This is a genomic window from Citrobacter telavivensis, from assembly GCF_041807075.1.
Classification (GTDB): Bacteria; Pseudomonadota; Gammaproteobacteria; order Enterobacterales; family Enterobacteriaceae; genus Citrobacter_A; species Citrobacter_A telavivensis.
Genome location: NZ_JBGUBF010000001.1, coordinates 1,078,529 through 1,100,395, shown reverse-complemented (window position 1 = coordinate 1,100,395; position 21,867 = coordinate 1,078,529). Strand labels below are relative to the sequence as shown.

The following is a 21,867-nucleotide window of genomic DNA, read 5'->3' as shown; positions in this document are numbered from 1 at the left end:
ACAACGACAGCGAACCGTAGGCCGGATAAGCGAGGCTTATCTGGCATTACAGGTGCCGCATAAAGTTGGCAAATGCAGTACGGGGGACATATGACCTGGTTCATTGACCGACGACTTAACGGTAAAAATAAGAGCACGGTTAACCGCCAGCGCTTCTTACGCCGTTATAAAGCACAAATTAAACAGTCGATCTCCGAGGCCATTAACAAGCGTTCGGTGACCGATGTAGACAGCGGTGAATCTGTCTCCATTCCGACGGAAGATATTAGCGAACCGATGTTTCATCAGGGACGCGGCGGCCTGCGCCATCGCGTTCATCCGGGAAACGACCATTTCGTGCAGAATGACCGTATTGAGCGCCCACAGGGTGGCGGCGGTGGATCCGGAAGTGGACAGGGTCAGGCCAGTCAGGACGGTGAAGGCCAAGATGAATTCGTCTTTCAGATCTCCAAAGATGAATACCTGGATCTGCTTTTCGAAGACTTAGCGCTGCCTAACCTGAAGCAAAATCAGCAGCGTCAGCTTACGGAGTATAAAACGCATCGTGCAGGCTATACCGCCAACGGCGTTCCGGCCAATATCAGCGTCGTGCGGTCGTTACAAAACTCCCTCGCCCGGCGTACGGCCATGACGGCAGGCAAACGACGCGAACTGCACGCGCTGGAGCAGGATCTCGACACCATCAGCAAGAGCGAACCGGCGCAACTTCTGGAGGAGGAACGGCTACGCAAAGAGATTGCCGAACTGCGGGCCAAAATCGAGCGCGTGCCGTTCATCGACACCTTCGACTTACGTTATAAAAATTATGAGAAGCGTCCCGATCCTTCCAGCCAGGCGGTCATGTTCTGCCTGATGGATGTCTCCGGCTCCATGGATCAGTCGACGAAGGACATGGCCAAACGCTTTTATATTCTGCTCTATCTGTTCTTGAGCCGAACGTATAAAAACGTGGAAGTGGTCTACATCCGTCATCACACTCAGGCGAAAGAGGTCGACGAGCATGAGTTCTTCTACTCTCAGGAAACCGGGGGAACCATTGTCTCCAGCGCCCTGAAGCTGATGGATGACGTCGTGAAAGAGCGTTACGATCCTGCGCAGTGGAACATTTACGCCGCACAGGCATCCGATGGTGATAACTGGGCGGATGACTCCCCGCTGTGCCATGAAATTCTGGCGAAAAAACTGTTGCCAGTGGTTCGCTATTACAGTTACATCGAAATTACCCGCCGCGCGCATCAGACATTATGGCGCGAATATGAGCATCTGCAGTCCACCTTTGATAATTTTGCGATGCAGCATATTCGCGATCAGGATGATATTTATCCGGTGTTCCGCGAGCTTTTTCAAAAACAAGGTACCACCAGCGTCAATTAAACCGCAACCAGCCAGGTAAATAATCTCCTGGCTGGTTCATTTCATGCCTTTTGTACTCACTATTCCCGTTGGTCGGTAGGTTGCACCTGTGACGTGTGATAAAATAGATTATCTGACCAGGAGGGTTGCTGTTTATCATGAAATTGCCTCATAAAGCGCTCAGGCTCTTTATTTCCGCAAGCGTTGTCGTTCTGACATCCTCCTTTTTGATCTACGAACTTATTGCCAGTCATAAGGCAATGAATGGCTATATGCGCTATATCATCGAAAAAGCAGACTCCTCGTTTCTGTATGATAAATACCAAAACCAGAGTATTGCCGCTCATCTGATGCACACACTAGCCTCGCCAGAGAAAACGGTCTCTGTCGAAGCGCGCAATACCCTTTGTCAGGCGTTTGAAAGTGCCAACTCGGTGTATGGTCTGAATCTGACAAGGCATAATTATCCCGCGCTCAACGGTACGTTACAGACTTCTGTTGCGGACTGCGCGCGCATCACGGACGATGTACTCCTGCTCCCTGCCTTTGACCAGGCCGTGAAGGTTAACCGGGAACAGGTCGATTATGGAAAAGGACTCGCCACCTCAGAAGAGAAATTTCATTATTATCTGGATTTACAGAATCAATATATTTACTTCTATGATTTGATCAATACGCATCAGTTTGCCATGCATCATTGGGCTTTTTTACAGAAAGGCTCATTAGGTATTCATCAGGCTGATATTGATGAATTGTTTTCTGGTCGGACCGTGCTGTCGAGTATCTATCAGGACGATCGTACTGAACTTAATGTGATGAGTTTTTTAACACCGGTCTATCTGAACGGTAAGCTAAAAGGCATCGTGATGGTGGATATTAACAAACACAATTTGCAAAATATTGTGTTTACCCACGATCGTCCCCTGGTCTGGCGTTATCTCAATGCCAGCGTCACCGATACCGACTCAGATAAAACAATTATTATTCATCAAAGCGAAAATAACCTTTTCCCGTACGTCAATTACATCAGCAATCTTCCCGGTGGCCTGCACGTCGAGCTGTCACTCGATATTTTGTATTTCATTGTCTCTTCCTGGAAATTGTTTCTGTTTTACCTGCTGGCGACCGCCCTGCTCCTCAATATGGTCAGACTGCATTTCCGCCTTTACCACAATGTCACCCGCGAAAATATCAGTGATGCGATGACGGGGCTGTATAACCGTAAAATTTTAACCCCGACGCTTGAGCAACGATTGCAACGGTTGGTCAGCGCCGGTGCGCCGGTGACCTTTATCGCCATCGACCTCGATAAGCTGAAGATGATTAACGATACGCTGGGGCATCACGCGGGCGATCGGGCGATCACGCTGCTGGCGAAAGCCATCGAGGCGTCGGTACGTAAAAGCGATTACGCCATCCGCCTGGGCGGTGATGAGTTTTGCATCATTCTGATAGACGCCGAGCCAGACATGGCTGCTCGTCTGCCGGAACGGATTGCCAGCCATCTGCGAACCGTCGCGCCGGAGAGGGATATTCGTTTTTCATCAGGAAGTTACAGCATGCAGCCGAACGATACGCTGCATGATGCCTACACCGCGTCTGACGAGCAGCTTTACCTCAACAAGCACCAAAATCACCAGCGTTCGTGATAATCTGTCCCGTGTTTTTTTCGCGCGAACAGGAGTGAAAGATGAGCGAAATGGAAAAAGGCAGCGACACCCATCAGCGTTTACTCGATTTATTATCTCTGGAGGGCGCCCGTTATCGCGTCGTCAGCCATGAGGCCGTGGGCAAATGCGAGGCAGTGTCAGAAATTCGGGGCACCGCACTGGGTCAGGGAGCAAAGGCGCTGGTCTGCAAAGTCAAAGGCAATGGAGTGAATCAGCATGTACTGGCGATTTTGCCCGCCGATCAACAAGCCGACCTCGGTCAACTGGCTACCTGTCTTGGCGGCCTGCGGGCCTCTCTCGCCAGCCCGGCAGAGGTAGACGAGCTCACCGGTTGCGTGTTTGGTGCGATTCCGCCCTTCAGTTTTCATCCGCAGCTAAAACTGGTTGCCGATCCGCTGCTCTTCGAGCGCTATAGCGAAATTGCCTTTAACGCTGGTGTGCTCACGAAGTCGATCATTCTCAATACTGACGATTATCTGCGCATTGCTCAGCCTGAACGGGTGGTCTTTCACCGCGTATCGTAGGCATTTAGCTACCGCGTTCGAGAATTAACACAGAGATCACGATAACGGCGGCAATGGCGAAAAAGGATGAGCTAATAATTAGCGTCTCAATAAACATGTGATCGTTCATGGCTACACCTCATAATGAGAGATACCTGCTCACCTGTTATTGATAGCCCGCGATAATGGCAATTTGATGACAAAACATCAAAATCGCCTGTTTTTTCGCCATCATGCATTTGCCTGAAAATAGCGGCCTGATTCTAAAAAAGTCTGTTCTGCATTGCGTTTGAGCGTAGAGTAAACAGGCTTAACTTTTTTTGGCAAGGAAACAACGATGTTTGATGTCACTCTGCTGGTTCTGCTTGGACTGGCAGCTCTGGGCTTTGTCAGCCATAACACCACTGTCGCCGTTTCAATTCTGGTGCTGATTATTGTCCGCGTTACTCCGCTCAATACCTTTTTCCCGTGGATTGAAAAACAAGGGCTAACCATCGGGATTATTATCCTGACGATTGGCGTCATGGCGCCGATCGCCAGCGGGACGCTGCCGCCTTCTACATTGATCCACTCTTTCCTTAACTGGAAATCACTGGTGGCGATTGTGGTTGGCGTGGTGGTGTCGTGGCTCGGCGGTCGCGGTGTGACGCTGATGGGTAGCCAACCCCAACTGGTCGCCGGGTTGCTGGTCGGTACGGTGCTTGGCGTGGCCTTGTTTCGCGGTGTGCCTGTCGGACCGCTTATCGCCGCCGGTCTTGTCTCGCTTGTTGTGGGAAGGCAGTAGTCAACCCCGCCAGATAACGGCCTGGCGTCTGGCCCAGGCCTTTTTTGAACATGGTGATGAACGCGGTGTTCGAGTCGTATCCCAACAGTTGCGCTGCCTGCTGCACGTTGTGCCCCCCGACAAGGGCCTGTAAAGCCAGAATAAGCTGGAGTTGATGACGCCAGCGACGAAAGCTGAGCCCTGTCTCCCTGACGACCAGCCGGGCGAGATTGCGCTCGCTCATCGCAAATACACTGGCCCACTGCCCAAGCGTCTGCCACTGCGCCGGTTCGCGCGCCATCGTTTCAACCATCCGGCGGATCTTCGGGTGCGCAGAAACCGGCAGTTGCATCTGCTCCTGTGGCTGCTGCGGGAGTTCATCGAACAACACCTGCGTCAGGCGCTGCGTCTGTGGTTCTGCCCGCTGACCGTCGCTACGCGTCGCCAGAGAAAGGATCAGTTCCCGACAAAGCGGAGATATTTTTAACGTACAACATCTTCCCGGCAAAGTGACCGCATCCGGTTCGATAAACAGAAAGCAGAGCTCCGCGCCTGCCGTCACGTGGTTGCTGTGAGGAACGCCGCCGGGGATCCAGACTGCGTACTGCGGCGGCACCATCCACATAGCGCACTCAACATCACAGGTGACGGCCCCGTGCAGTGCCATAATCAGTTGCCCTTTACGATGCTGATGCTGTGCACTGAACAGCTCGTCCGGGCGGGCGCGGATACGAAACGCCACGGCGGCATCGTGGTGAAGATCGGGGTCGTATCCGTCGAGTCGCAGGCTGTACATTATTTTGTCCGAAATTAGCGATAAACTGTCATTTTAGCTTGATTCGTTACGCAGATAAACGCGATAAGGTACGGCCTCACCTGTTGATATGAGAGAACAATGACTTCTTCACCACCACGCGGCAACCACGGAGCCCTGCTGATTGCGGGTATCCTGATGATTGCCACCACGCTACGCGTGACGTTTACCGGTGCCGCCCCTTTGCTGGATGCGATTCGCACGGATTATGGTCTCACGACGGCCCAGACAGGGCTATTAACCACCCTGCCGCTGCTGGCGTTCGCGTTGGTTTCTCCCCTTGCCGCAGGCATTGCCCGTCGTATTGGTATGGAACGCAGCCTCTTTGTCGCGATGTTACTGATTTGCGCCGGGATTGCCGTGCGTTCTCTGTCATCCGCCTCATTGCTGTTTCTCGGCACCGCCATCATCGGTTGTGGTATCGCCCTCGGCAACGTGTTGCTGCCGGGTCTGATCAAGCGCGATTTTTCGCAGCACGTCGCCAGACTGACCGGCGCTTATTCCCTGACGATGGGGGCCGCCGCCGCGCTGGGCTCTGCGCTGGTGGTTCCACTGGCGCTGAGCGGATTCGGCTGGCGCGGTGCGCTGCTGCTGCTGATGGTGTTCCCACTGCTGGCATTTCTGGTCTGGCTGCCGCAATGGCGCAATACCGCCCACGCGAACGTGACCACCTCGCGCACTTTGCATGCGCGCGGCATCTGGCGTTCGCCGCTGGCCTGGCAGGTGACGTTATTTCTTGGGATTAACTCGCTGATTTATTATGTGATCATCGGCTGGCTGCCGGCTATCTTAATCAGCCACGGTTACAGTGAGGCACAGGCCGGCTCGCTGCACGGTTTGCTCCAGTTGGCGACCGCCTCTCCCGGTTTACTCATTCCGCTGGTGCTGCACCGTTTTCACGATCAGCGCAGCATCGCCGCGCTGGTGTCGTTCATGTGTGCAGTGGGTGCGGCTGGGTTCTGGTTTATGCCGGGTCAGGCGGTGCTGTGGACGCTGCTGTTTGGATTTGGCTCCGGCGCGACGATGATTCTGGGGCTGACCTTCATCGGCCTGCGCGCCAGTTCAGCACATCAGGCGGCAGCACTTTCCGGCATGGCGCAATCCGTCGGCTATTTATTAGCCGCTTGCGGGCCGCCCCTGATGGGCAGGATCCATGACGCCCAGGGAAGCTGGCAGATCCCGCTGCTGGCCGTTGCAGCGTTGGCGGTCGTGATGGCGGTCTTCGGCCTCTATGCCGGGCGTAATAAAGAGATAACAGACTGAACGATTCAGGGCAGACCACCGCTCTGCCCTGATGATTAGCCTTGCGCAGCGCGCAGCATCGCCTGTACGAGAGGAACCGGTTTACCCGCCAGCGCGCCCCGTTCATGCTGAAACAGGGTCGCCACATAGAAGGGATGCGTGACCAACTCCACCGCCCGAATTTCGCCGTTATCATCCCAGCCTGTCACGCGCAGATCGCCGCTTTCCAGTTCAGTTGCGAACGCCTCGGCAATACCGTAGTTGCAGTGATAGGCTTCCGAAATCACCGGCTGGCCATACGCTTTGGCAATCAGAGTGTTGGGTCGCAGTTCGATAGCGTCAGTTTTTTCCACCAGCGAACAGGTGAGTGGCGCAATGACCATCCGGCCTGTCGTGTCAGTTTCCGCATGGGCGGCATCCGACCATCCCAGCACGTTACGAGCATATTCGAGGATGGCATGTTGAAAACCGCCGCAGGTCCCCAGGAAGGGAATGCCGTTTTCGCGGGCATAACGGATGGCAGTCAGCGCACCTTGCGTATTTTTGTATGGACTACCGGGTACTACCCAGATGGCGTCATAGCCGACCAGATCTTCTGCGCTGGTGATTTCGGTGCTGGCCAGCCAGTCGTAATCCGCCACCAGTTCCAGAACCGCAGCGGCGTCATCGATGGCCAGAGGAATCGCCTGATGGGCCGTGATGCCAGCGTTGTAATCACCCACCACCGCAATCCGCAGCGTATCTTTTACAGAGGATATTTCCATGGAGAATTCCTTACGTCAGAACAATTGGGGACAACATAAGGAACCTCAGCCTACCGATCTTTTACTGCCATCACAATACCTTAATTTAAGGATGGGCATGCGCAAAGTGATATAGTGATCGGGTGCTGTTTTTCTGCTTTTTGAGGCAAATGCGATGAAAAGTAAGGTTCTGGTGAGCGCTTGCCTGATGGGGCTGAAGGTGCGTTATAACGGCAGCGAGAAAGCCCGGCCAACGGCGATGTTAGCTCACCTACAGGCAGAACAGCGCCTGGTGATCCACTGCCCGGAACTGGCCGCAGGATTGCCGACGCCTCGCCCACCGGCGGAGATTGTTCAGGCCGATGGCAACGACGTCATGCAGGGGCGTGCAGCCATTGTCGAACAGAGTGGTCATGATGTCACGGCGTACTATCAACTTGCCGCCTGGTTGGCCCTTCGTACTGCGCAAGAGACCGGCTGTGACGTTGCGCTTCTCACCGACGGCAGCCCAACCTGCGGCAGTCAGTTTATTTACGACGGCAGCTTCAGCGGTCAACGTCATCTCGGAACGGGTGTTGCCGCAGCGCTGTTACGCCAGCACGGGATAACGGTTTTTTCCGACCATCAGCTCGATGAGTTTTGCGCCTGGATTGAGGAGAGAGACAATCATGAATATTCAGTGTAAACGCGTCTACGACCCGGCAGAAAACAGCGACGGCTACCGGGTGCTGGTTGACCGGCTGTGGCCGCGCGGGATCAAAAAAACGGATCTCGCGCTGGATGAGTGGGTCAAAGACCTCACCCCTTCAACAGAACTGCGCAAAGCCTTTCACGCAGGAACGATCGATTTTCATCATTTTACTGAGTTGTATCGCGCAGAACTCGCCACGCAGAAGCAGGAAGGTGAGCGACTGGCGCAGATTGCCCGCCAGCAGACGCTGACGCTGCTGTATGCCGCCAAAAACAGCGAACAGAATCACGCCCTTGTGCTGGCGGACTGGCTACGTGAGTTGTAATTCGCGGATATTCGTCGCTTCAGGCTGAATATCCGGCAGCAGCGGTATCAGGTGTTCCGCTCTCACCCAGGCAAAACCCTGCTGCCCGCTTGCCGACACCACCTCCCCCGTCACCAGCCAGAGCGCACGCGGCGTCTCTTTCGGTAGCATCGTGGTAAATCCATTCACTGGGTTAATAAATACCTCACCCGGTTGGCAGAGATGAAATAATTCAACCGACTTGCCAATGTTGCCGCGCCCGGCAGGCGTTTTCGCACCAATGATTAGCGCCAGGGTGCCCGGTTTTAGCTGGAACATACTTCTCTCATTGCGCTCTCGCGACTCTGGTTAAGACAATTCCGAGAAATAATAGCCTGCCGGGTGCCTGCGTGTCACGCCCTGGCCGCTCGCAGAGTACGCGAAAAGCGCGAGGATAAAACCCCTTTTGTCACCCATTAACCCCTGTTATCCTTGCAGCTCTTTGCATAATTCAGACAGGTGATCGCATGAGACTGGGTGTACTGTTTCCCGTCGTCATTTTCATTACGGCCGTGGTTTTTTTGGCCTGGTTTTTTATCGGTGGCTATGCCGCACCGGGGGCGTAAATCATGAAAAAAACGACGCTGATTATGATTGTCGTTGCAGTAGTTGTGGTGCTGGGTACCGAACTGGGCTGGTGGTAACACCTGGCCCAAAATGACAAAGGCCACCCTCAGGTCGCCTTTTGTCAGTCAATTTTTGCGTCTTAGCTTTTGATTTTTCTGTAGATAAACAGCACTACGATAGCACCAATAATCGCCACCGCGAAGCTGCCGAAATTAAAGCCGTCCACTTTCCCAAAGCCAAGCAGGGTACTGATCCATCCCCCCACCACGGCACCGACGATCCCCAGAATGATCGTCATAAAGAATCCACCACCATCCTTACCAGGCATAATCCACTTCGCCAGAATACCTGCAATCAGACCAAAAATAATCCATGAAATAATGCCCATTTTTTCCTCGCTTATCGATTTTACGTTAGCGGTTTATTCGCCGTTAAAAAGGATAGCACATCGTCAGGAAATTGAAATTTGTGATGTACATCACCTAATTGAGCTTTCTGATTTCTCCCACAAAAGATGGGGTTGCAAGTTTAGATGATAAAGATTATCTTTCTCATTACTGAATAGTTGAGTAAATAACTCAGGTATTTAGTACGACATTGCTCACATTGCTTCCAGTATTTCTTGCCCGCCTTCGTGCGGGCCTTTTTTTGACGCCAGCTCGTCATTTATGTCGAACTCACTGTCATTTTTCCTGTCGGCTCTACCTGGAGCCGCGTCAACGCTGACTTTGCCACTCTGGCACGTATTGTGCTTATCCTCTGCGTCATGACGACAACCCGAAGCTTCAGCGGCTCCGCGCTGGCTTCGTCACAATTTGCGCTATTTCAGCTTTTAACAGGTCTGTTATTGATGAAAAAAATCACCAGTGTCTGTCCCTACTGTGGGGCCGGGTGCAAGCTTAAGCTTGTTGTTGAAAATAACAAAATCATCCGCGCCGAAGCGGCTGAGGGCGTTACCAACCAGAACCAGCTTTGTCTGAAAGGGTACTATGGCTGGGACTTCCTCAACGATACCCGCCTTCTGACCCCCCGCCTCACCCGTCCGATGATCCGCTACCAAAAAGGCGGCAAATTTACCCCGGTCAGTTGGGATGAAGCGATCCGCTATACCGCCCGTCGTTTACTGGAAATTCGCGACAGCGAAGGCCCGCGCGCCATTATGACTACCGGTTCCTCACGCGGCACCGGCAATGAAACCAACTATGTAATGCAAAAATTCGCCCGAGCGGTCCTCAATACCAACAACGTCGACTGCTGCGCCCGCGTGTGTCACGGACCTTCAGTGGCCGGACTCCAGGAAACGCTGGGCAATGGCGCGATGAGTAATTCCATCAGCGACATAGAAAACTCCAAATGCCTGCTGATCTTCGGCTACAACTGTGCAGACTCTCACCCGATTGTGGCGCGTCGGGTGATCAACGCGCGTCAGAATGGCGCGAAGATTATTGTTTGCGATCCTCGCCGCATAGAAACCGCCCGCATTGCTGACCAGCATCTGCAACTGAATAACGGTTGCAATATGGCGCTGGTAAACGCCTTTGGTTACGTCCTCGTTGAAGAACAGCTTTACGATAAAGAATACGTACACAAGCATACGCAAGGGCTGGATGCCTATTGGCAGACGGTTAAGGACTATTCGCCGGAAGCCGTCGAGCACTTAACCGGCGTTCCGGCCTCACAGGTGCGTCAGGCGATGCGGACCTTTGCCGCAGCCCCTTCAGCAACCGTAATGTGGGGGATGGGCGTGACGCAGTTTGGTCAGGCCGTCGATGTGGTCCGCGGATTATCGAGCCTTGCGCTGTTGACCGGTAACCTCGGTCGTCCTCACGTGGGTGTCGGCCCGGTTCGAGGACAGAACAACGTCCAGGGAGCCTGCGACATGGGCGTATTACCTAATCTCTTTCCCGGATATCAGGATGTTACCGATGCGGCCGTCAGAGAGAAATTCGCCAGCGCCTGGGGAATCGACGCCAGCCGGATGGACGACAAGGTCGGCACACGCATCACCGAAGTTCCGCATCTGGCGCTGGAAGGCAAAATCAAAGCCTACTACATCATGGGGGAAGATCCGCTGCAAACAGAAGCCGATCTGGGACTGGTGCGCGACGGTTTCGCGGCGCTGGATTTTGTCGTGGTACAGGATATTTTCATGACCAAAACCGCCGAGATGGCGGACGTTATTTTACCCGCCACCTCCTGGGGGGAGCACGGCGGCGTATTCACCTGTGCCGATCGGGGCTTCCAGCGCTTTGAAAAAGCCATTGAACCTACCGGTGACGTGAAGCGCGACTGGGAAATTATCAGCCTGCTTGCCAGCGAAATGGGCTACCCCATGCACTATGAAAACAATCAGCAAATCTGGGATGAGATGCGTGAGCTGTGCCCACTGTTCTATGGTGTGACTTACGAAAAGATGGGCGATATGGGACATATCCAGTGGCCCTGCCCCGACCTTGACCACCCCGGTACGCCATATCTGTATGAAAACAGCCGCTTTGACACAAAAGACGGTAAAGGCAAGTTGTTTGCCGCACCGTGGCGCGCCCCTGCGGAAGTCCCTGACGAGGTGTATCCACTGGTCTTGTGTACGGTGCGCGAAGTCGGTCACTATTCCTGTCGTTCTATGACCGGTAACTGTGCCGCGCTGCAGGCGCTTGCCGATGAACCCGGCTATGTGCAAATCAGCTTGCAGGATGCGCAAAAGGCGGGCATTCGCCATCGCGACCTGGTGTGGGTTAGCTCGCGCCGGGGAAAAGTGATCAGTCGGGCGGATGTCTCCGAACGTATTAATCACGGGGCAGTGTATATGACCTATCAATGGTGGATTGGCGCGTGTAATGAATTAACGCAGGATAATCTCGACCCTATCTCAAAAACGCCGGAAACCAAGTATTGTGCGGTTAAGGTCGAGAAGATTGTCGATCAGCAGTGGGCCGAACGCTATGCTGCGCAGACCTACCGTGACATGAAGACGCGACTTTGCGAGGCGATTGAATAGCGTAACGACATCGCGTAGCGGGTGAAATGAACGGGAACCACCTCCAGTGGAGGTGGTTTGAGTTTGATAATAAAAAAGCACCCTCTCTTTATAAGATGATGCTTTCATTAGCGCTGGTTGTCGATGACCGCTAGATCAAATTAATTTTGATGTCATAGCTTTCCAACCCAGTCATTTTCTCTCGCGCCGTAAACTGGATATCAGAGACTTCTTTACCTGTCTTTTTTTTGAGCTCAACTATTTTTTTGGTAATAAAATCAGAAATATCCGCTTCAGTTTTTCTCTTTAACTCTTCGATTTTCATTATGCACCTCTTGGTCTGTAACGGCATCGATGCCCCCAGCAGATCCCATGATTCATGTGAAAACTTATACAACCACTGATATCTATAAACGATATGAAGTAAAGTTTCAATAATCAAGAGGTTAGTGGATATGGTTTATACCAAACCTGCTCAAGAAGCAAACAGCAATCCGCAGTTTTACTGGCGTTCATGGAGGACTATTATTCGTTATTTAAAGAGCTTTGATGCCGCCGCAATAATTTCTTCCGAAGTGACAGCCCGATCAGAGGCAACATGAACTATTTTATGATCTCCAGTGAGAGACGGGAAACCTGCGGACATGACTTGCAGGTGTGCCTTTTCCCCATTAGGGTACTCACGCATTATTGTAGTAATACTCTTCATGACTGATACGACTACTGCCGATTCTGAATTAAAAAATACTATCACTTTTTTCATAATTATTCCGTGATGACTCCGTTAATAAGAATAGCTTAAAAATAAAAAAGGCTCCCAAAGGAGCCTGAGTTTTATTTTCTGAAATCCAATGGAGACTGACCAGAACGAATGTACATTGCAATATTATCGAATGTTATCATTGTAGTTTTGCAAAAAATACATTTCGCGCCGAAAGGATTTCTATCAGTGACATCGAAAGACGACGTTCTGTACTGAGACCCATGGCAACAAGGGCATCTGAAGTGAATATTATTAGTAATAGCAGTTTCCTTAAAGCGCCACGACGTTAACTGCCGAGGGACCTTTTGGACCTTGCTCGATACCGAACTCGACTTCCTGATTCTCATTCAGCGTCTTAAAATCGTTACTCTGGATAGCAGAGAAATGGACGAATACATCCTTACTACCATCTTTTGGAGTGATAAAACCAAAACCTTTTTCAGGATTGAACCATTTAACTAAACCAGTCATTTTGTTAGACATAATCATTACCTTTTTGAGTAAGCCCTTGGGCAGAATGGTCCGAAAAAAAATTATCAGAGAGGAAAAACCAACAAGGAAGTCTCAACAGGAACAAATAATAAAACTATTCTAGTGACTGCTTCAGATAAATTCATAACAAACCAGAACTCCATTAACGCATGATTAACGCGACATAGCAAGGTATAGTTTTGTAAGTCAGTTAACCCGCTACTAACGAACAAAAAAATAATATAAATAGCTTTAATCAGAAATTATGCCATGCTGATTCTGACCTTTATCTATCGCCCTAAGTTGTGAGGGATTTTGGCTCATGGAAGAGTCTCATTTTCCCCCTCCATTTTTCTGTTTTTCAGCGACAGAACATACTGTTACGTTAATCGACGATATTTCTTGTGACTCTTCTCCCGACAATACACTTTTAGTGTTTCTTCAGGACTCATATGTCTTTGAAAAGTCACTCCTGCCATGTCGCGTTCATCAGCGATGACAACCTAACGTTCATGCTTCTGGTGCAATATCTACGAGCATGTTGCGTGCAATCCGGCGTTGGCTACGGTTGTTTTTCTTGTGACGACGGCGGCAAGATCTGCGGTGTGCTTTGCGGCATCAGTCCAGGGTTACGCACCGGTGGTCCATAAAAATGGTGTCTGGGGACTGGCAACTGCGCGGCTTTTTAATGAAGCACCCAGGCAGTTAGCGCAGCGACAAAGCGCGGACAAAATAGGTGGTAACAAGCGTATTGCGTTATATACTTTTCGCGCGCGCCACGGCATGAACAACCTGGCCGTTGCTGCAGTTCGTTATCCTAAACGATATGGCTGCGGCATCCTCCGTTTTGACCATGCGAAAAGGAGTGAGTAATGGACTATGTACAGCAGATGCGCAGCATGATTGGTCATCGTTTGCTTTTACTGGCGGGTTCTAATGTCGTTCTGACAGACCAAAATCAGCGTATCCTCCTGCAACATCGACGGGACGGAACATGGGGCCTGCCCGGCGGGCTTCTTGAACCGGGTGAGTCTTTGGAAGAAACAGCCATACGTGAAGTTAAGGAAGAAACCAATCTTGATGTCCACAACCTGACTTTACTGGGCGTTTTTTCCGGTCCGGAATATACATTTACACTTCACAACCAGGACAAAATCAACGTCGTTACATCCCTTTTCTGGTCTGGTGACTGGAGTGGAGAAATAGTGAATGACCCCGAAGAAGGGCTGGAGCTTGCTTTTTTTTCTCCGAATGATTTACCTGACAATATGGACAAAGAATATCAGGTTTATATAAGCCATTATCTGGCATGGGTAAAATGAACCAGCCGAATGTGTGATAGCTCATGCCTGCATAGACTGTAACTGTATTTCCCGTTCACTTACCCGTCGTAACAGTTGCGGCGCGACAGGGACGAGATATGCAGCGCCGAAGACGTTCGAAGTTATAGGTCGCGGTCTTCGCGGCGATCGCGCCTTCCATCCCTTTGACGATCAGGTCCGCGGCTTCGAACCACTGCATGTGGCCCAGCAGTGCATAGAATTTTTTCAACTCTATGATAAATATCAATTTATTCAACTTTCAGTCTGTAAAAAAGACTCAATCACTCATGACGCAGCACCTTGATTAACAAAATTGTATTTGTCGTTTTGGGAAAGTTTTCTGCTCTGTTTTGAAGCACTTAGTTTTCTTTTGGTTAGTATTTTGTGGTGTGACATGCCTCGAATAAACATCAGGACTCGGGCCAGTTATGAGCGAATAGCGAACATAGTTTCGTCGATACAGCCGGCTTTTATTGCGTGTCAGTGTCTCAACCCGTAATAGATTTACTCATATTGATACCCGTCACTCCGAATCCGCTGGTTTCATAAACATGCCGGGCGCGAGCATTATCACCTGCAACACGCAATCTGATCTCTTTAAATCCTTTCGCCAGCAGATACTCTTCGAAAGCACGTAGAGATTGTTTGCCAAGTCCTAATCCCTGACAGGAGTTGAAAATATGAAAATCGTAGATAAAAACAGTGCGCTTAGTCGAGTCTGGTTTGTACCAGAGATAACCTACATGATTGTTAGTATTGTGCGAATGAGCAACAATACACATTAATACTTGCCCATGTGTATTAATTCCATCGGGAAGCATTTCCGCTATTTCCTGCTTCGCTCTGGCAAGAGAATCACGAGGGGAGATCACGTAGTTTGATTCGATCTCATATGCATAATCATTAACGAAATATTCGAGATAAGCAGAATACTCATCTTTTGTCATCGCTCGAAAAGAAATCATATCGGGATCCTCAACCTTATCATGCTGAAAAATATGAATATATTAATAACAACGCAGATCTCTATCGTCAATCGTGTTCACGTCTAAATATGCGTTCAGGCCAGGTGATTAGCATAAGATAGCTAAACAACGCGCCGTTCAGGCTGCGGATATCCTGGTGACATCGGTAAAAGTAGTAAACGGGCCTGTTCTGCTTATGGGTCATGGGGTGATGAATCGACTGATTGCAAAGGAACTCGTATCGATGGGCTGGAAAGAGTATCGTCGACAGGGCAACGGTTACTGGAACGCTGTTATCTACAGCTTACTGTAAGTAAAAATCTTGATTAAACATTCAATATATCCAACCTCTTGAGTCTACCAGGCCCGCTTCTGGCTCTGACCAGCCCTTCAGGCTGGAATTACACGTAAAGAGCCTTGCACCATTTTTAATGAAGGAGTTCGCATGCTAAAGGTCATCGCCGAAGATTTTATCAAACTTGAGTGTGTCGAAACCGTTCTCCCTTTCTACCGCGAACTCATCGCCGCAACGAAGAAAGAGCCTTTGTATATTGCTTATGATTTGTACCAGGATGAAAGGGATCCGGGGCATTTTATTTTCATTGAAGAGTGGCCTGACCGGACAGCACTCGATGCACACTGCGCCAGCGAGCATTTCACTCGGCTTGTTCCTTTGATTGATCAATACGCGCGTAAAGCGGCGCAGTACATTCTGATGGATGGTCGGGTGGATCCAGAGAGATAACGTTCGATTCTGGCATGAAGTGGACTAACCCAGAGTGGAAGCCAATTCTACGCAAGACCTAAAGTAATCCTCTATCCATTTAACGATTTTCCAGCGAACGTTAAAAGGGGTAAAAAAAACGGGAACCCATCGGCTCCCATTCTTGTTTAACCCAGATACTGGATTACATGTTTTCGATGATCGCGTCACCAAACTCTGAACATTTCAGCAGCTTAGCGCCTTCCATCAGACGTTCAAAGTCATAGGTCACGGTCTTCGCGGCAATCGCGCCTTCCATACCCTTAACAATCAAGTCTGCGGCTTCGAACCACTGCATGTGGCGCAGCATCATCTCAGCGGACAGGATGATAGAGCCCGGGTTAACTTTGTCCTGACCGGCGTATTTCGGCGCCGTACCGTGCGTTGCTTCGAACAGCGCGCACTCGTCACCAATGTTTGCGCCAGGGGCGATACCAATACCACCTACCTGTGCAGCCAGAGCGTCAGAGATGTAGTCACCGTTCAGGTTCATACAGGCGATCACATCATATTCGGCCGGACGCAGCAGGATCTGTTGCAGGAACGCATCGGCAATCACATCTTTAACCACGATCTCTTTACCGGTGTTCGGGTTCTTGATTTTCATCCACGGGCCGCCATCGATCAGTTCAGCACCGAATTCTTCACGCGCTAACTGGTAACCCCAGTCTTTGAACGCGCCTTCGGTGAACTTCATGATGTTGCCTTTATGAACCAGGGTCAGAGAGTCACGGTCATTAGTGATCGCGTATTCGATCGCCGCACGAACCAGACGCTTGGTACCGTCTTCGGAGCACGGTTTGATACCGATACCGCAGTGTTCAGGGAAGCGAATTTTCTTCACGCCCATCTCTTCACGCAGGAATTTAATCACTTTTTCTGCATCTGCAGAGTCCGCTTTCCACTCGATACCGGCGTAGATGTCTTCTGAGTTTTCACGGAAGATAACCATGTCGGTCAGTTCCGGATGTTTAACCGGGCTTGGGGTGCCCTGATAGTAACGAACAGGACGCAGGCAAACGTACAGGTCAAGTTCCTGACGCAGCGCAACGTTCAGAGAGCGAATACCGCCACCAACCGGGGTGGTCAGCGGGCCTTTAATCGCCACGCGGTAGTCACGAATCAGATCCAGGGTTTCCGTCGGCAGCCAGACGTCCTGACCGTATACCTGGGTGGATTTCTCACCGGTGTAAATTTCCATCCAGGAGATTTTACGCTCGCCTTTATAAGCTTTCTCAACGGCAGCGTTGACAACTTTGATCATCGGAGGGGTAACATCAACACCGATGCCGTCGCCTTCAATGAATGGGATAATCGGATTGTGCGGCACATTTAGCTTGCCGTCTTTCAGGGTGATTTTTTGACCTTCTGCCGGAACAACTACTTTGCTTTCCATTCACCTCTCCTTCGAGCGCTTCTGGTTGCTCGTCTGTCATCGCGCTGCATGTGCTTTTGCGTCCTGCTGCACGACTGCGTTAGAGCAATTTTTTGTTAATGTTTTGTAATGAGCATGTCAATACTACCCTAATGTTCGCTGCCATGAAAGACACTCATTATTAGGCTATAATGCGGCAATTGATAAGATCTGAAAATACCATGCAAAAAACTTCTTTTAGAAATCACCGGGTTGAGCGATTCAGCCAGCGACAAGTCACTAAGCGTCGGAAAGAAAACCAGCCAAAACGCGTGGTTTTGTTCAATAAACCTTACGATGTTTTGCCACAATTTACCGACGAGGCTGGACGCAGCACGTTGAAAGATTTCATCCCTGTGCAGGGCGTTTACGCCGCGGGTCGTCTCGACAGAGATAGCGAAGGGTTGCTGGTGCTCACCAATGACGGCACATTACAGGCGCGACTGACGCAGCCCGGCAAGCGTACCGGGAAGATTTACTACGTGCAGGTAGAAGGTGAACCGACGGCGGAGGCGCTGGAGGCGCTGCGCAATGGCGTGACGTTAAACGATGGGCCCACCCTGCCTGCCGGTATTGAAGTGGTCGCGGAGCCCGAGTGGCTGTGGCCGCGCAATCCGCCCATTCGCGAACGTAAGAACATCCCGACCTGCTGGCTAAAAGTGACCTTATATGAAGGCCGTAACCGCCAGGTGCGACGAATGACCGCACACGTTGGTTTTCCCACATTGCGCTTGATCCGTTACGCGATGGGCGATTACACCCTGGAGAACCTGGCCAACGGTGAATGGCGAGATGCCACTGAAGAAGAAAATAAAGGATAGGTCATGTTCAAACCGCACGTCACGGTCGCCTGCATCGTTCATGCAGAGGACAAATTTTTAATCGTTGAAGAAACCATCAGCGGAAAAGCGCTATGGAATCAGCCCGCCGGGCATCTGGAAGCAGATGAAACGCTGGTGCAGGCCGCTGCTCGGGAGTTGTGGGAAGAGACTGGCATAAAAGCGCAGCCTCAGCACTTCATTCGCATGCATCAGTGGATTGCACCGGACCGCACGCCGTTTTTGCGGTTTCTGTTCTCCATTGAACTTGCCAATATGTGCGACACCGAACCCCATGACAGCGATATCGACTGTTGCCGTTGGGTGAGCGCTGACACCCTCCTCAACGCCACAAACCTGCGTTCTCCGCTGGTTGCCGAAAGCGTTCGCTGCTATCAGAGCGGAATGCGTTACCCGCTGGAGACGATCGGCGCATTTAACTGGCCGTTTACAGAGGGTGTCAAGTAAGGGGCTGCGTGCTAGAATATGCCGCCTTGAAGTTCAATGTCGTGAGTATTCCAATGTCAGAAAGCCCAAAAAAAGTGATCGTCGGCATGTCCGGCGGTGTCGATTCCTCCGTTTCCGCCTGGCTGTTGCAACAACAGGGTTATCAGGTAGAAGGCCTGTTCATGAAGAACTGGGAAGAGGACGACGGTGAGGAATATTGCACAGCGGCAGCCGATCTGGCCGACGCTCAGGCCGTCTGCGACAAGCTCGGCATTGAACTGCACACCGTAAACTTTGCGGCAGAATACTGGGATAACGTCTTTGAACTGTTCCTTGAAGAGTACAAAGCGGGCCGTACGCCGAATCCGGATATTCTGTGCAACAAAGAGATCAAATTTAAAGCCTTCCTGGAGTTTGCTGCAGAAGATCTGGGCGCAGATTACATCGCTACCGGACACTATGTTCGTCGGGCGGATGTCGACGGTAAGAGCCGCCTGCTGCGCGGAGTAGATAGCAATAAAGACCAGAGCTACTTCCTCTACACGCTGGGCCATGAGCAGATCGCGCAAAGTCTGTTCCCGGTTGGCGAGCTGGAAAAACCGAAGGTGCGCAAAATTGCCGAAGACCTGGGGCTGGTAACCGCGAAGAAAAAAGATTCTACCGGCATTTGCTTCATCGGCGAGCGTAAGTTCCGCGAGTTTCTGGGCCGCTATCTGCCGGCACAGCCGGGTAAAATCATTACCGTGGACGGCGAAGAGATTGGTCAGCATCAGGGGCTGATGTACCACACGCTGGGTCAGCGTAAAGGTCTGGGCATCGGCGGTACCAAAGAAGGAACGGAAGATCCGTGGTACGTGGTGGACAAAGATGTTGAGAACAACATTCTGGTGGTTGCTCAGGGTCATGAGCATCCGCGTCTGATGTCCGTCGGTCTGATTGCGCAGCAGCTGCACTGGGTCGATCGCCTGCCGTTCACCGGCAAGATGCGCTGCACGGTGAAAACCCGCTACCGCCAGACCGACATTCCGTGCACCGTTAAAGCCCTGGATGCCGAACGCGTCGAGGTGATGTTTGACGAGCCGGTTGCCGCCGTCACCCCAGGCCAGTCAGCGGTCTTTTACCGCGGCGAAGTATGCCTCGGCGGCGGTATTATCGAGCAGCGACTGCCCCTGCCGGTATAATTATTCTCTCTGGACTGATACAAGGAAGCAGTGATCGTGGCAAAGAATTATTATGACATCACCCTCGCACTGGCTGGAATCTGCCAGTCAGCACGCCTGGTGCAACAACTGGCGCACCAGGGACATTGTGATGCCGATGCGCTCCACGTCTCACTGAACAGCGTTATCGATATGAACCCCAGCTCAACCCTGGGCGTGTTCGGCGGCAGCGAGGCCAATCTGCGCCTCGGTCTGGAAACCCTGCTCGGCGTGCTGAATGCCAGCAGCCGTCAGGGGCTGAATGCGGAACTGACTCGCTATACGCTTAGCCTGATGGTGCTCGAGCGTAAACTCACCGCCGCCAAAGGCGCGCTCGATACGTTGGGCGAGCGGATCAACGGCCTGCAACGCCAGCTCGATCACTTTGATCTGCAGTCTGAAACGCTGATGAGCGCGATGGCCGGTATCTATGTCGATGTTATCAGCCCGCTGGGTCCGCGCATTCAGGTGACCGGTTCCCCTGCCGTGTTGCAAAGCCCGCAGGTACAGGCCAAAGTTCGCGCTTCGCTTCTGGCCGGCATTCGCGCCGCCGTGCTCTGGCATCAGGTCGGCGGGGGCCGTCTGCAGTTAATGTTTTCTCGTAATCGCCTGACGACTCAGGCAAAACAAATTCTTGCTCATTTAACCCCGGAGTTGTGATCTATGGAATTATCCTCACTGACCGCCGTTTCCCCTGTCGATGGACGCTACGGCGATAAAGTCAGCGCGCTGCGCGGGATTTTCAGCGAATATGGTTTGCTGAAATACCGTGTACAAGTAGAAGTACGCTGGCTGCAAAAACTGGCCGCGCACGCAGCGATCAAGGAAGTTCCTGCTTTTGCTGCCGACGCAATCGGTTTCCTCGATGCTATCGTCGCGAAATTCAATGAAGAAGATGCGGCGCGTATTAAAACCATCGAGCGCACCACTAACCACGACGTCAAGGCGGTCGAGTATTTTCTGAAAGAGAAAGTGGCGAATGTCCCGGAACTGCATGCGGTGTCCGAATTCATTCACTTCGCCTGCACCTCTGAAGACATCAACAACCTGTCTCACGCGCTGATGCTGAAAACCGCCCGTGATGAAGTGGTGCTGCCTTACTGGCGTCAACTGATTGACGCGGTCAAAGATCTGTCCGTGCAGTATCGCGATATTCCCCTGCTCTCCCGCACCCACGGCCAGCCGGCTACGCCGTCAACCCTGGGCAAAGAGATGGCTAACGTGGCTTATCGTATGGAACGTCAGTTCCGCCAGCTTAACCAGGTGGAAATCCTCGGCAAAATCAACGGTGCCGTCGGTAACTATAACGCCCACATTGCCGCTTATCCGGAAGTGGACTGGCATCAGTTCAGCGAAGAGTTCGTCACTTCGCTGGGTATTCAGTGGAACCCGTACACCACGCAGATTGAGCCGCACGACTACATTGCTGAACTGTTTGACTGTATCGCCCGCTTTAACACCATTCTGATCGACTTCGATCGCGACGTCTGGGGTTACATCGCGCTGAACCACTTCAAGCAGAAAACCATCGCCGGTGAAATTGGCTCTTCCACCATGCCGCACAAAGTGAACCCAATCGACTTCGAAAACTCCGAAGGCAACCTGGGCCTGTCTAATGCGGTGCTTCAGCATCTGGCTAGCAAACTGCCGGTTTCCCGCTGGCAGCGCGATCTGACCGACTCCACCGTTCTACGTAACCTGGGAGTGGGTATCGGCTATGCGCTGATCGCCTACCAGTCCACACTGAAAGGGGTGAGCAAGCTGGAAGTGAACCGCGACCGTCTGTTGGATGAGCTGGATCACAACTGGGAAGTACTGGCCGAGCCGATCCAGACCGTGATGCGTCGTTACGGCATTGAAAAACCGTACGAGAAGCTGAAAGAGTTAACCCGTGGTAAGCGCGTCGACGCTGAAGGTATGAAGCAATTTATCGACAGCCTGCCGCTGCCGGACGACGAGAAAATCCGCCTGAAAGCCATGACCCCGGCCAACTATATTGGTCGTGCGATCACTATGGTTGATGAGCTGAAATAAATACC

Annotated in this window: 27 protein-coding genes and 1 pseudogene; 16 read left to right on the top strand and 12 right to left on the bottom strand. The window is 51.7% G+C overall.

Going from position 1 to position 21,867, the window contains the following annotated elements; genetic code table 11:
* Nucleotides 1-90 precede the first annotated feature (90 nt).
* The 3 genes from ACERJC_RS05265 (at nt 91) to ACERJC_RS05255 (ending at nt 3,547) form a co-directional block, all read left to right on the top strand.
* Nucleotides 91-1,374: a YeaH/YhbH family protein gene (locus ACERJC_RS05265; protein WP_152404963.1), complete on the top strand. Its 1,284-nt coding sequence runs from the start codon at nt 91-93 to the stop codon at nt 1,372-1,374.
* Between the two features lie 137 nt (nt 1,375-1,511).
* The gene (gene dgcJ / locus ACERJC_RS05260; RefSeq protein ID WP_373671198.1) at nt 1,512-3,002 is read left to right on the top strand and encodes a diguanylate cyclase DgcJ; all 1,491 of its coding nucleotides are present in this window, start codon (nt 1,512-1,514) and stop codon (nt 3,000-3,002) included.
* Nucleotides 3,003-3,043: 41 nt separating this feature from the next.
* A complete protein-coding gene (locus tag ACERJC_RS05255; RefSeq protein WP_373671197.1) occupies nt 3,044-3,547 on the top strand; it encodes a YbaK/prolyl-tRNA synthetase associated domain-containing protein in 504 nt (167 codons plus the stop codon).
* 4 nt (nt 3,548-3,551) lie between these two features.
* On the opposite strand, the gene yoaI is transcribed toward ACERJC_RS05255, so the two are convergent.
* The gene (gene yoaI, locus ACERJC_RS05250) at nt 3,552-3,656 is read right to left on the bottom strand and encodes a small membrane protein YoaI (protein ID WP_094465381.1); all 105 of its coding nucleotides are present in this window, start codon (nt 3,654-3,656) and stop codon (nt 3,552-3,554) included.
* Nucleotides 3,657-3,863: 207 nt separating this feature from the next.
* Between yoaI and ACERJC_RS05245 the strand changes: the two genes are divergently transcribed.
* On the top strand, nt 3,864-4,310 hold the full coding sequence (locus tag ACERJC_RS05245; protein WP_373671196.1) for a DUF441 domain-containing protein: 447 nt from the start codon (nt 3,864-3,866) through the stop codon (nt 4,308-4,310).
* On the opposite strand, the gene ACERJC_RS05240 is transcribed toward ACERJC_RS05245, so the two are convergent.
* On the bottom strand, nt 4,267-5,085 hold the full coding sequence (locus ACERJC_RS05240) for an AraC family transcriptional regulator (protein ID WP_373671195.1): 819 nt from the start codon (nt 5,083-5,085) through the stop codon (nt 4,267-4,269). The genes ACERJC_RS05245 and ACERJC_RS05240 overlap by 44 nt on opposite strands.
* A gap of 99 nt (nt 5,086-5,184) precedes the next feature.
* Here ACERJC_RS05240 and ACERJC_RS05235 point away from each other — a divergent pair, with 99 nt between their 5' ends.
* The gene (locus ACERJC_RS05235; RefSeq protein ID WP_373671194.1) at nt 5,185-6,366 is read left to right on the top strand and encodes a CynX/NimT family MFS transporter; all 1,182 of its coding nucleotides are present in this window, start codon (nt 5,185-5,187) and stop codon (nt 6,364-6,366) included.
* 35 nt (nt 6,367-6,401) lie between these two features.
* On the opposite strand, the gene ACERJC_RS05230 is transcribed toward ACERJC_RS05235, so the two are convergent.
* Nucleotides 6,402-7,109, bottom strand: coding sequence for a CTP synthase C-terminal region-related (seleno)protein (locus ACERJC_RS05230; RefSeq protein WP_373671193.1), 708 nt, complete (start codon nt 7,107-7,109; stop codon nt 6,402-6,404).
* A 154-nt stretch (nt 7,110-7,263) separates the two neighbouring features.
* Here ACERJC_RS05230 and ACERJC_RS05225 point away from each other — a divergent pair, with 154 nt between their 5' ends.
* Entirely contained in the window at nt 7,264-7,773 is a 510-nt protein-coding gene (locus tag ACERJC_RS05225) for a 2-thiouracil desulfurase family protein (protein ID WP_373671192.1), read from the top strand.
* Nucleotides 7,757-8,104, top strand: a complete 348-nt coding sequence (locus ACERJC_RS05220; protein ID WP_373671191.1) for a DUF488 domain-containing protein — start codon at nt 7,757-7,759, stop codon at nt 8,102-8,104. The genes ACERJC_RS05225 and ACERJC_RS05220 overlap by 17 nt, the downstream gene beginning before the upstream one ends.
* Here the strand turns inward: ACERJC_RS05220 and ACERJC_RS05215 are convergent.
* Nucleotides 8,090-8,401, bottom strand: a complete 312-nt coding sequence (locus tag ACERJC_RS05215) for a hypothetical protein (RefSeq protein ID WP_373671190.1) — start codon at nt 8,399-8,401, stop codon at nt 8,090-8,092. The genes ACERJC_RS05220 and ACERJC_RS05215 overlap by 15 nt on opposite strands.
* 188 nt (nt 8,402-8,589) lie before the next feature.
* Between ACERJC_RS05215 and ACERJC_RS05210 the strand changes: the two genes are divergently transcribed.
* On the top strand, nt 8,590-8,688 hold the full coding sequence (locus tag ACERJC_RS05210) for a YoaK family small membrane protein (protein ID WP_152404972.1): 99 nt from the start codon (nt 8,590-8,592) through the stop codon (nt 8,686-8,688).
* A 140-nt stretch (nt 8,689-8,828) separates the two neighbouring features.
* On the opposite strand, the gene ACERJC_RS05205 is transcribed toward ACERJC_RS05210, so the two are convergent.
* Nucleotides 8,829-9,077: a GlsB/YeaQ/YmgE family stress response membrane protein gene (locus ACERJC_RS05205; RefSeq protein ID WP_046479627.1), complete on the bottom strand. Its 249-nt coding sequence runs from the start codon at nt 9,075-9,077 to the stop codon at nt 8,829-8,831.
* A gap of 462 nt (nt 9,078-9,539) precedes the next feature.
* On the opposite strand from ACERJC_RS05205, the gene fdhF reads away from it, so the two are divergent.
* The gene (gene fdhF, locus ACERJC_RS05200; protein WP_286633114.1) at nt 9,540-11,687 is read left to right on the top strand and encodes a formate dehydrogenase subunit alpha; all 2,148 of its coding nucleotides are present in this window, start codon (nt 9,540-9,542) and stop codon (nt 11,685-11,687) included.
* A 130-nt stretch (nt 11,688-11,817) separates the two neighbouring features.
* Here fdhF and ACERJC_RS05195 read toward each other — a convergent pair whose 3' ends face one another.
* The 4 genes from ACERJC_RS05195 to cspI all read right to left on the bottom strand — a co-directional run bounded on the left by ACERJC_RS05195 (nt 11,818) and on the right by cspI (nt 12,912).
* Nucleotides 11,818-11,991 carry a GnsA/GnsB family addiction module toxin gene (locus ACERJC_RS05195; RefSeq protein ID WP_152404974.1) on the bottom strand — a complete coding sequence of 58 codons (174 nt, stop codon included), beginning with the start codon at nt 11,989-11,991 and terminating at the stop codon, nt 11,818-11,820.
* Between the two features lie 207 nt (nt 11,992-12,198).
* Nucleotides 12,199-12,429: a hypothetical protein gene (locus ACERJC_RS05190; protein WP_152404975.1), complete on the bottom strand. Its 231-nt coding sequence runs from the start codon at nt 12,427-12,429 to the stop codon at nt 12,199-12,201.
* A 71-nt stretch (nt 12,430-12,500) separates the two neighbouring features.
* Entirely contained in the window at nt 12,501-12,689 is a 189-nt protein-coding gene (gene ymcF / locus ACERJC_RS05185; protein WP_080950054.1) for a cold shock small protein YmcF, read from the bottom strand.
* A 10-nt stretch (nt 12,690-12,699) separates the two neighbouring features.
* A complete protein-coding gene (gene cspI / locus ACERJC_RS05180) occupies nt 12,700-12,912 on the bottom strand; it encodes a cold shock protein CspI (protein ID WP_152406342.1) in 213 nt (70 codons plus the stop codon).
* Nucleotides 12,913-13,772: 860 nt separating this feature from the next.
* Between cspI and ACERJC_RS05175 the strand changes: the two genes are divergently transcribed.
* Complete coding sequence (locus ACERJC_RS05175; protein ID WP_373671189.1) at nt 13,773-14,222, top strand: NUDIX hydrolase; 450 nt, start codon at nt 13,773-13,775, stop codon at nt 14,220-14,222.
* Between the two features lie 55 nt (nt 14,223-14,277).
* On the opposite strand, the pseudogene ACERJC_RS05170 reads toward ACERJC_RS05175, so the two are convergent.
* A pseudogene (locus ACERJC_RS05170) lies at nt 14,278-14,433 on the bottom strand (hypothetical protein); the annotation flags it as partial.
* A gap of 277 nt (nt 14,434-14,710) precedes the next feature.
* On the bottom strand, nt 14,711-15,187 hold the full coding sequence (locus ACERJC_RS05165) for a GNAT family N-acetyltransferase (RefSeq protein ID WP_373671188.1): 477 nt from the start codon (nt 15,185-15,187) through the stop codon (nt 14,711-14,713).
* 445 nt (nt 15,188-15,632) lie between these two features.
* On the opposite strand from ACERJC_RS05165, the gene ACERJC_RS05160 reads away from it, so the two are divergent.
* Nucleotides 15,633-15,932 (top strand): putative quinol monooxygenase, encoded by a 300-nt coding sequence (locus ACERJC_RS05160; protein WP_373671187.1) that lies wholly within the window; start codon nt 15,633-15,635, stop codon nt 15,930-15,932.
* Nucleotides 15,933-16,095: 163 nt separating this feature from the next.
* Here the strand turns inward: ACERJC_RS05160 and icd are convergent, their stop codons facing one another.
* Nucleotides 16,096-17,346 carry an NADP-dependent isocitrate dehydrogenase gene (gene icd / locus ACERJC_RS05155; protein WP_152404981.1) on the bottom strand — a complete coding sequence of 417 codons (1,251 nt, stop codon included), beginning with the start codon at nt 17,344-17,346 and terminating at the stop codon, nt 16,096-16,098.
* 200 nt (nt 17,347-17,546) lie between these two features.
* On the opposite strand from icd, the gene rluE reads away from it, so the two are divergent.
* The 5 genes from rluE to purB are packed head-to-tail and all read left to right on the top strand — an operon-like array spanning nt 17,547 to nt 21,862.
* Complete coding sequence (rluE, locus tag ACERJC_RS05150) at nt 17,547-18,185, top strand: 23S rRNA pseudouridine(2457) synthase RluE (protein ID WP_207105392.1); 639 nt, start codon at nt 17,547-17,549, stop codon at nt 18,183-18,185.
* Nucleotides 18,186-18,188: 3 nt separating this feature from the next.
* Nucleotides 18,189-18,650: an NUDIX hydrolase gene (locus tag ACERJC_RS05145; protein ID WP_371894663.1), complete on the top strand. Its 462-nt coding sequence runs from the start codon at nt 18,189-18,191 to the stop codon at nt 18,648-18,650.
* Between the two features lie 53 nt (nt 18,651-18,703).
* Nucleotides 18,704-19,810 carry a tRNA 2-thiouridine(34) synthase MnmA gene (gene mnmA / locus ACERJC_RS05140; protein WP_371894662.1) on the top strand — a complete coding sequence of 369 codons (1,107 nt, stop codon included), beginning with the start codon at nt 18,704-18,706 and terminating at the stop codon, nt 19,808-19,810.
* 36 nt (nt 19,811-19,846) lie between these two features.
* Nucleotides 19,847-20,488 (top strand): high frequency lysogenization protein HflD, encoded by a 642-nt coding sequence (gene hflD / locus ACERJC_RS05135; RefSeq protein ID WP_042320078.1) that lies wholly within the window; start codon nt 19,847-19,849, stop codon nt 20,486-20,488.
* A 3-nt stretch (nt 20,489-20,491) separates the two neighbouring features.
* Nucleotides 20,492-21,862: an adenylosuccinate lyase gene (purB, locus tag ACERJC_RS05130; RefSeq protein ID WP_371894661.1), complete on the top strand. Its 1,371-nt coding sequence runs from the start codon at nt 20,492-20,494 to the stop codon at nt 21,860-21,862.
* The last annotated feature ends 5 nt before the right edge of the window (nt 21,863-21,867 follow it).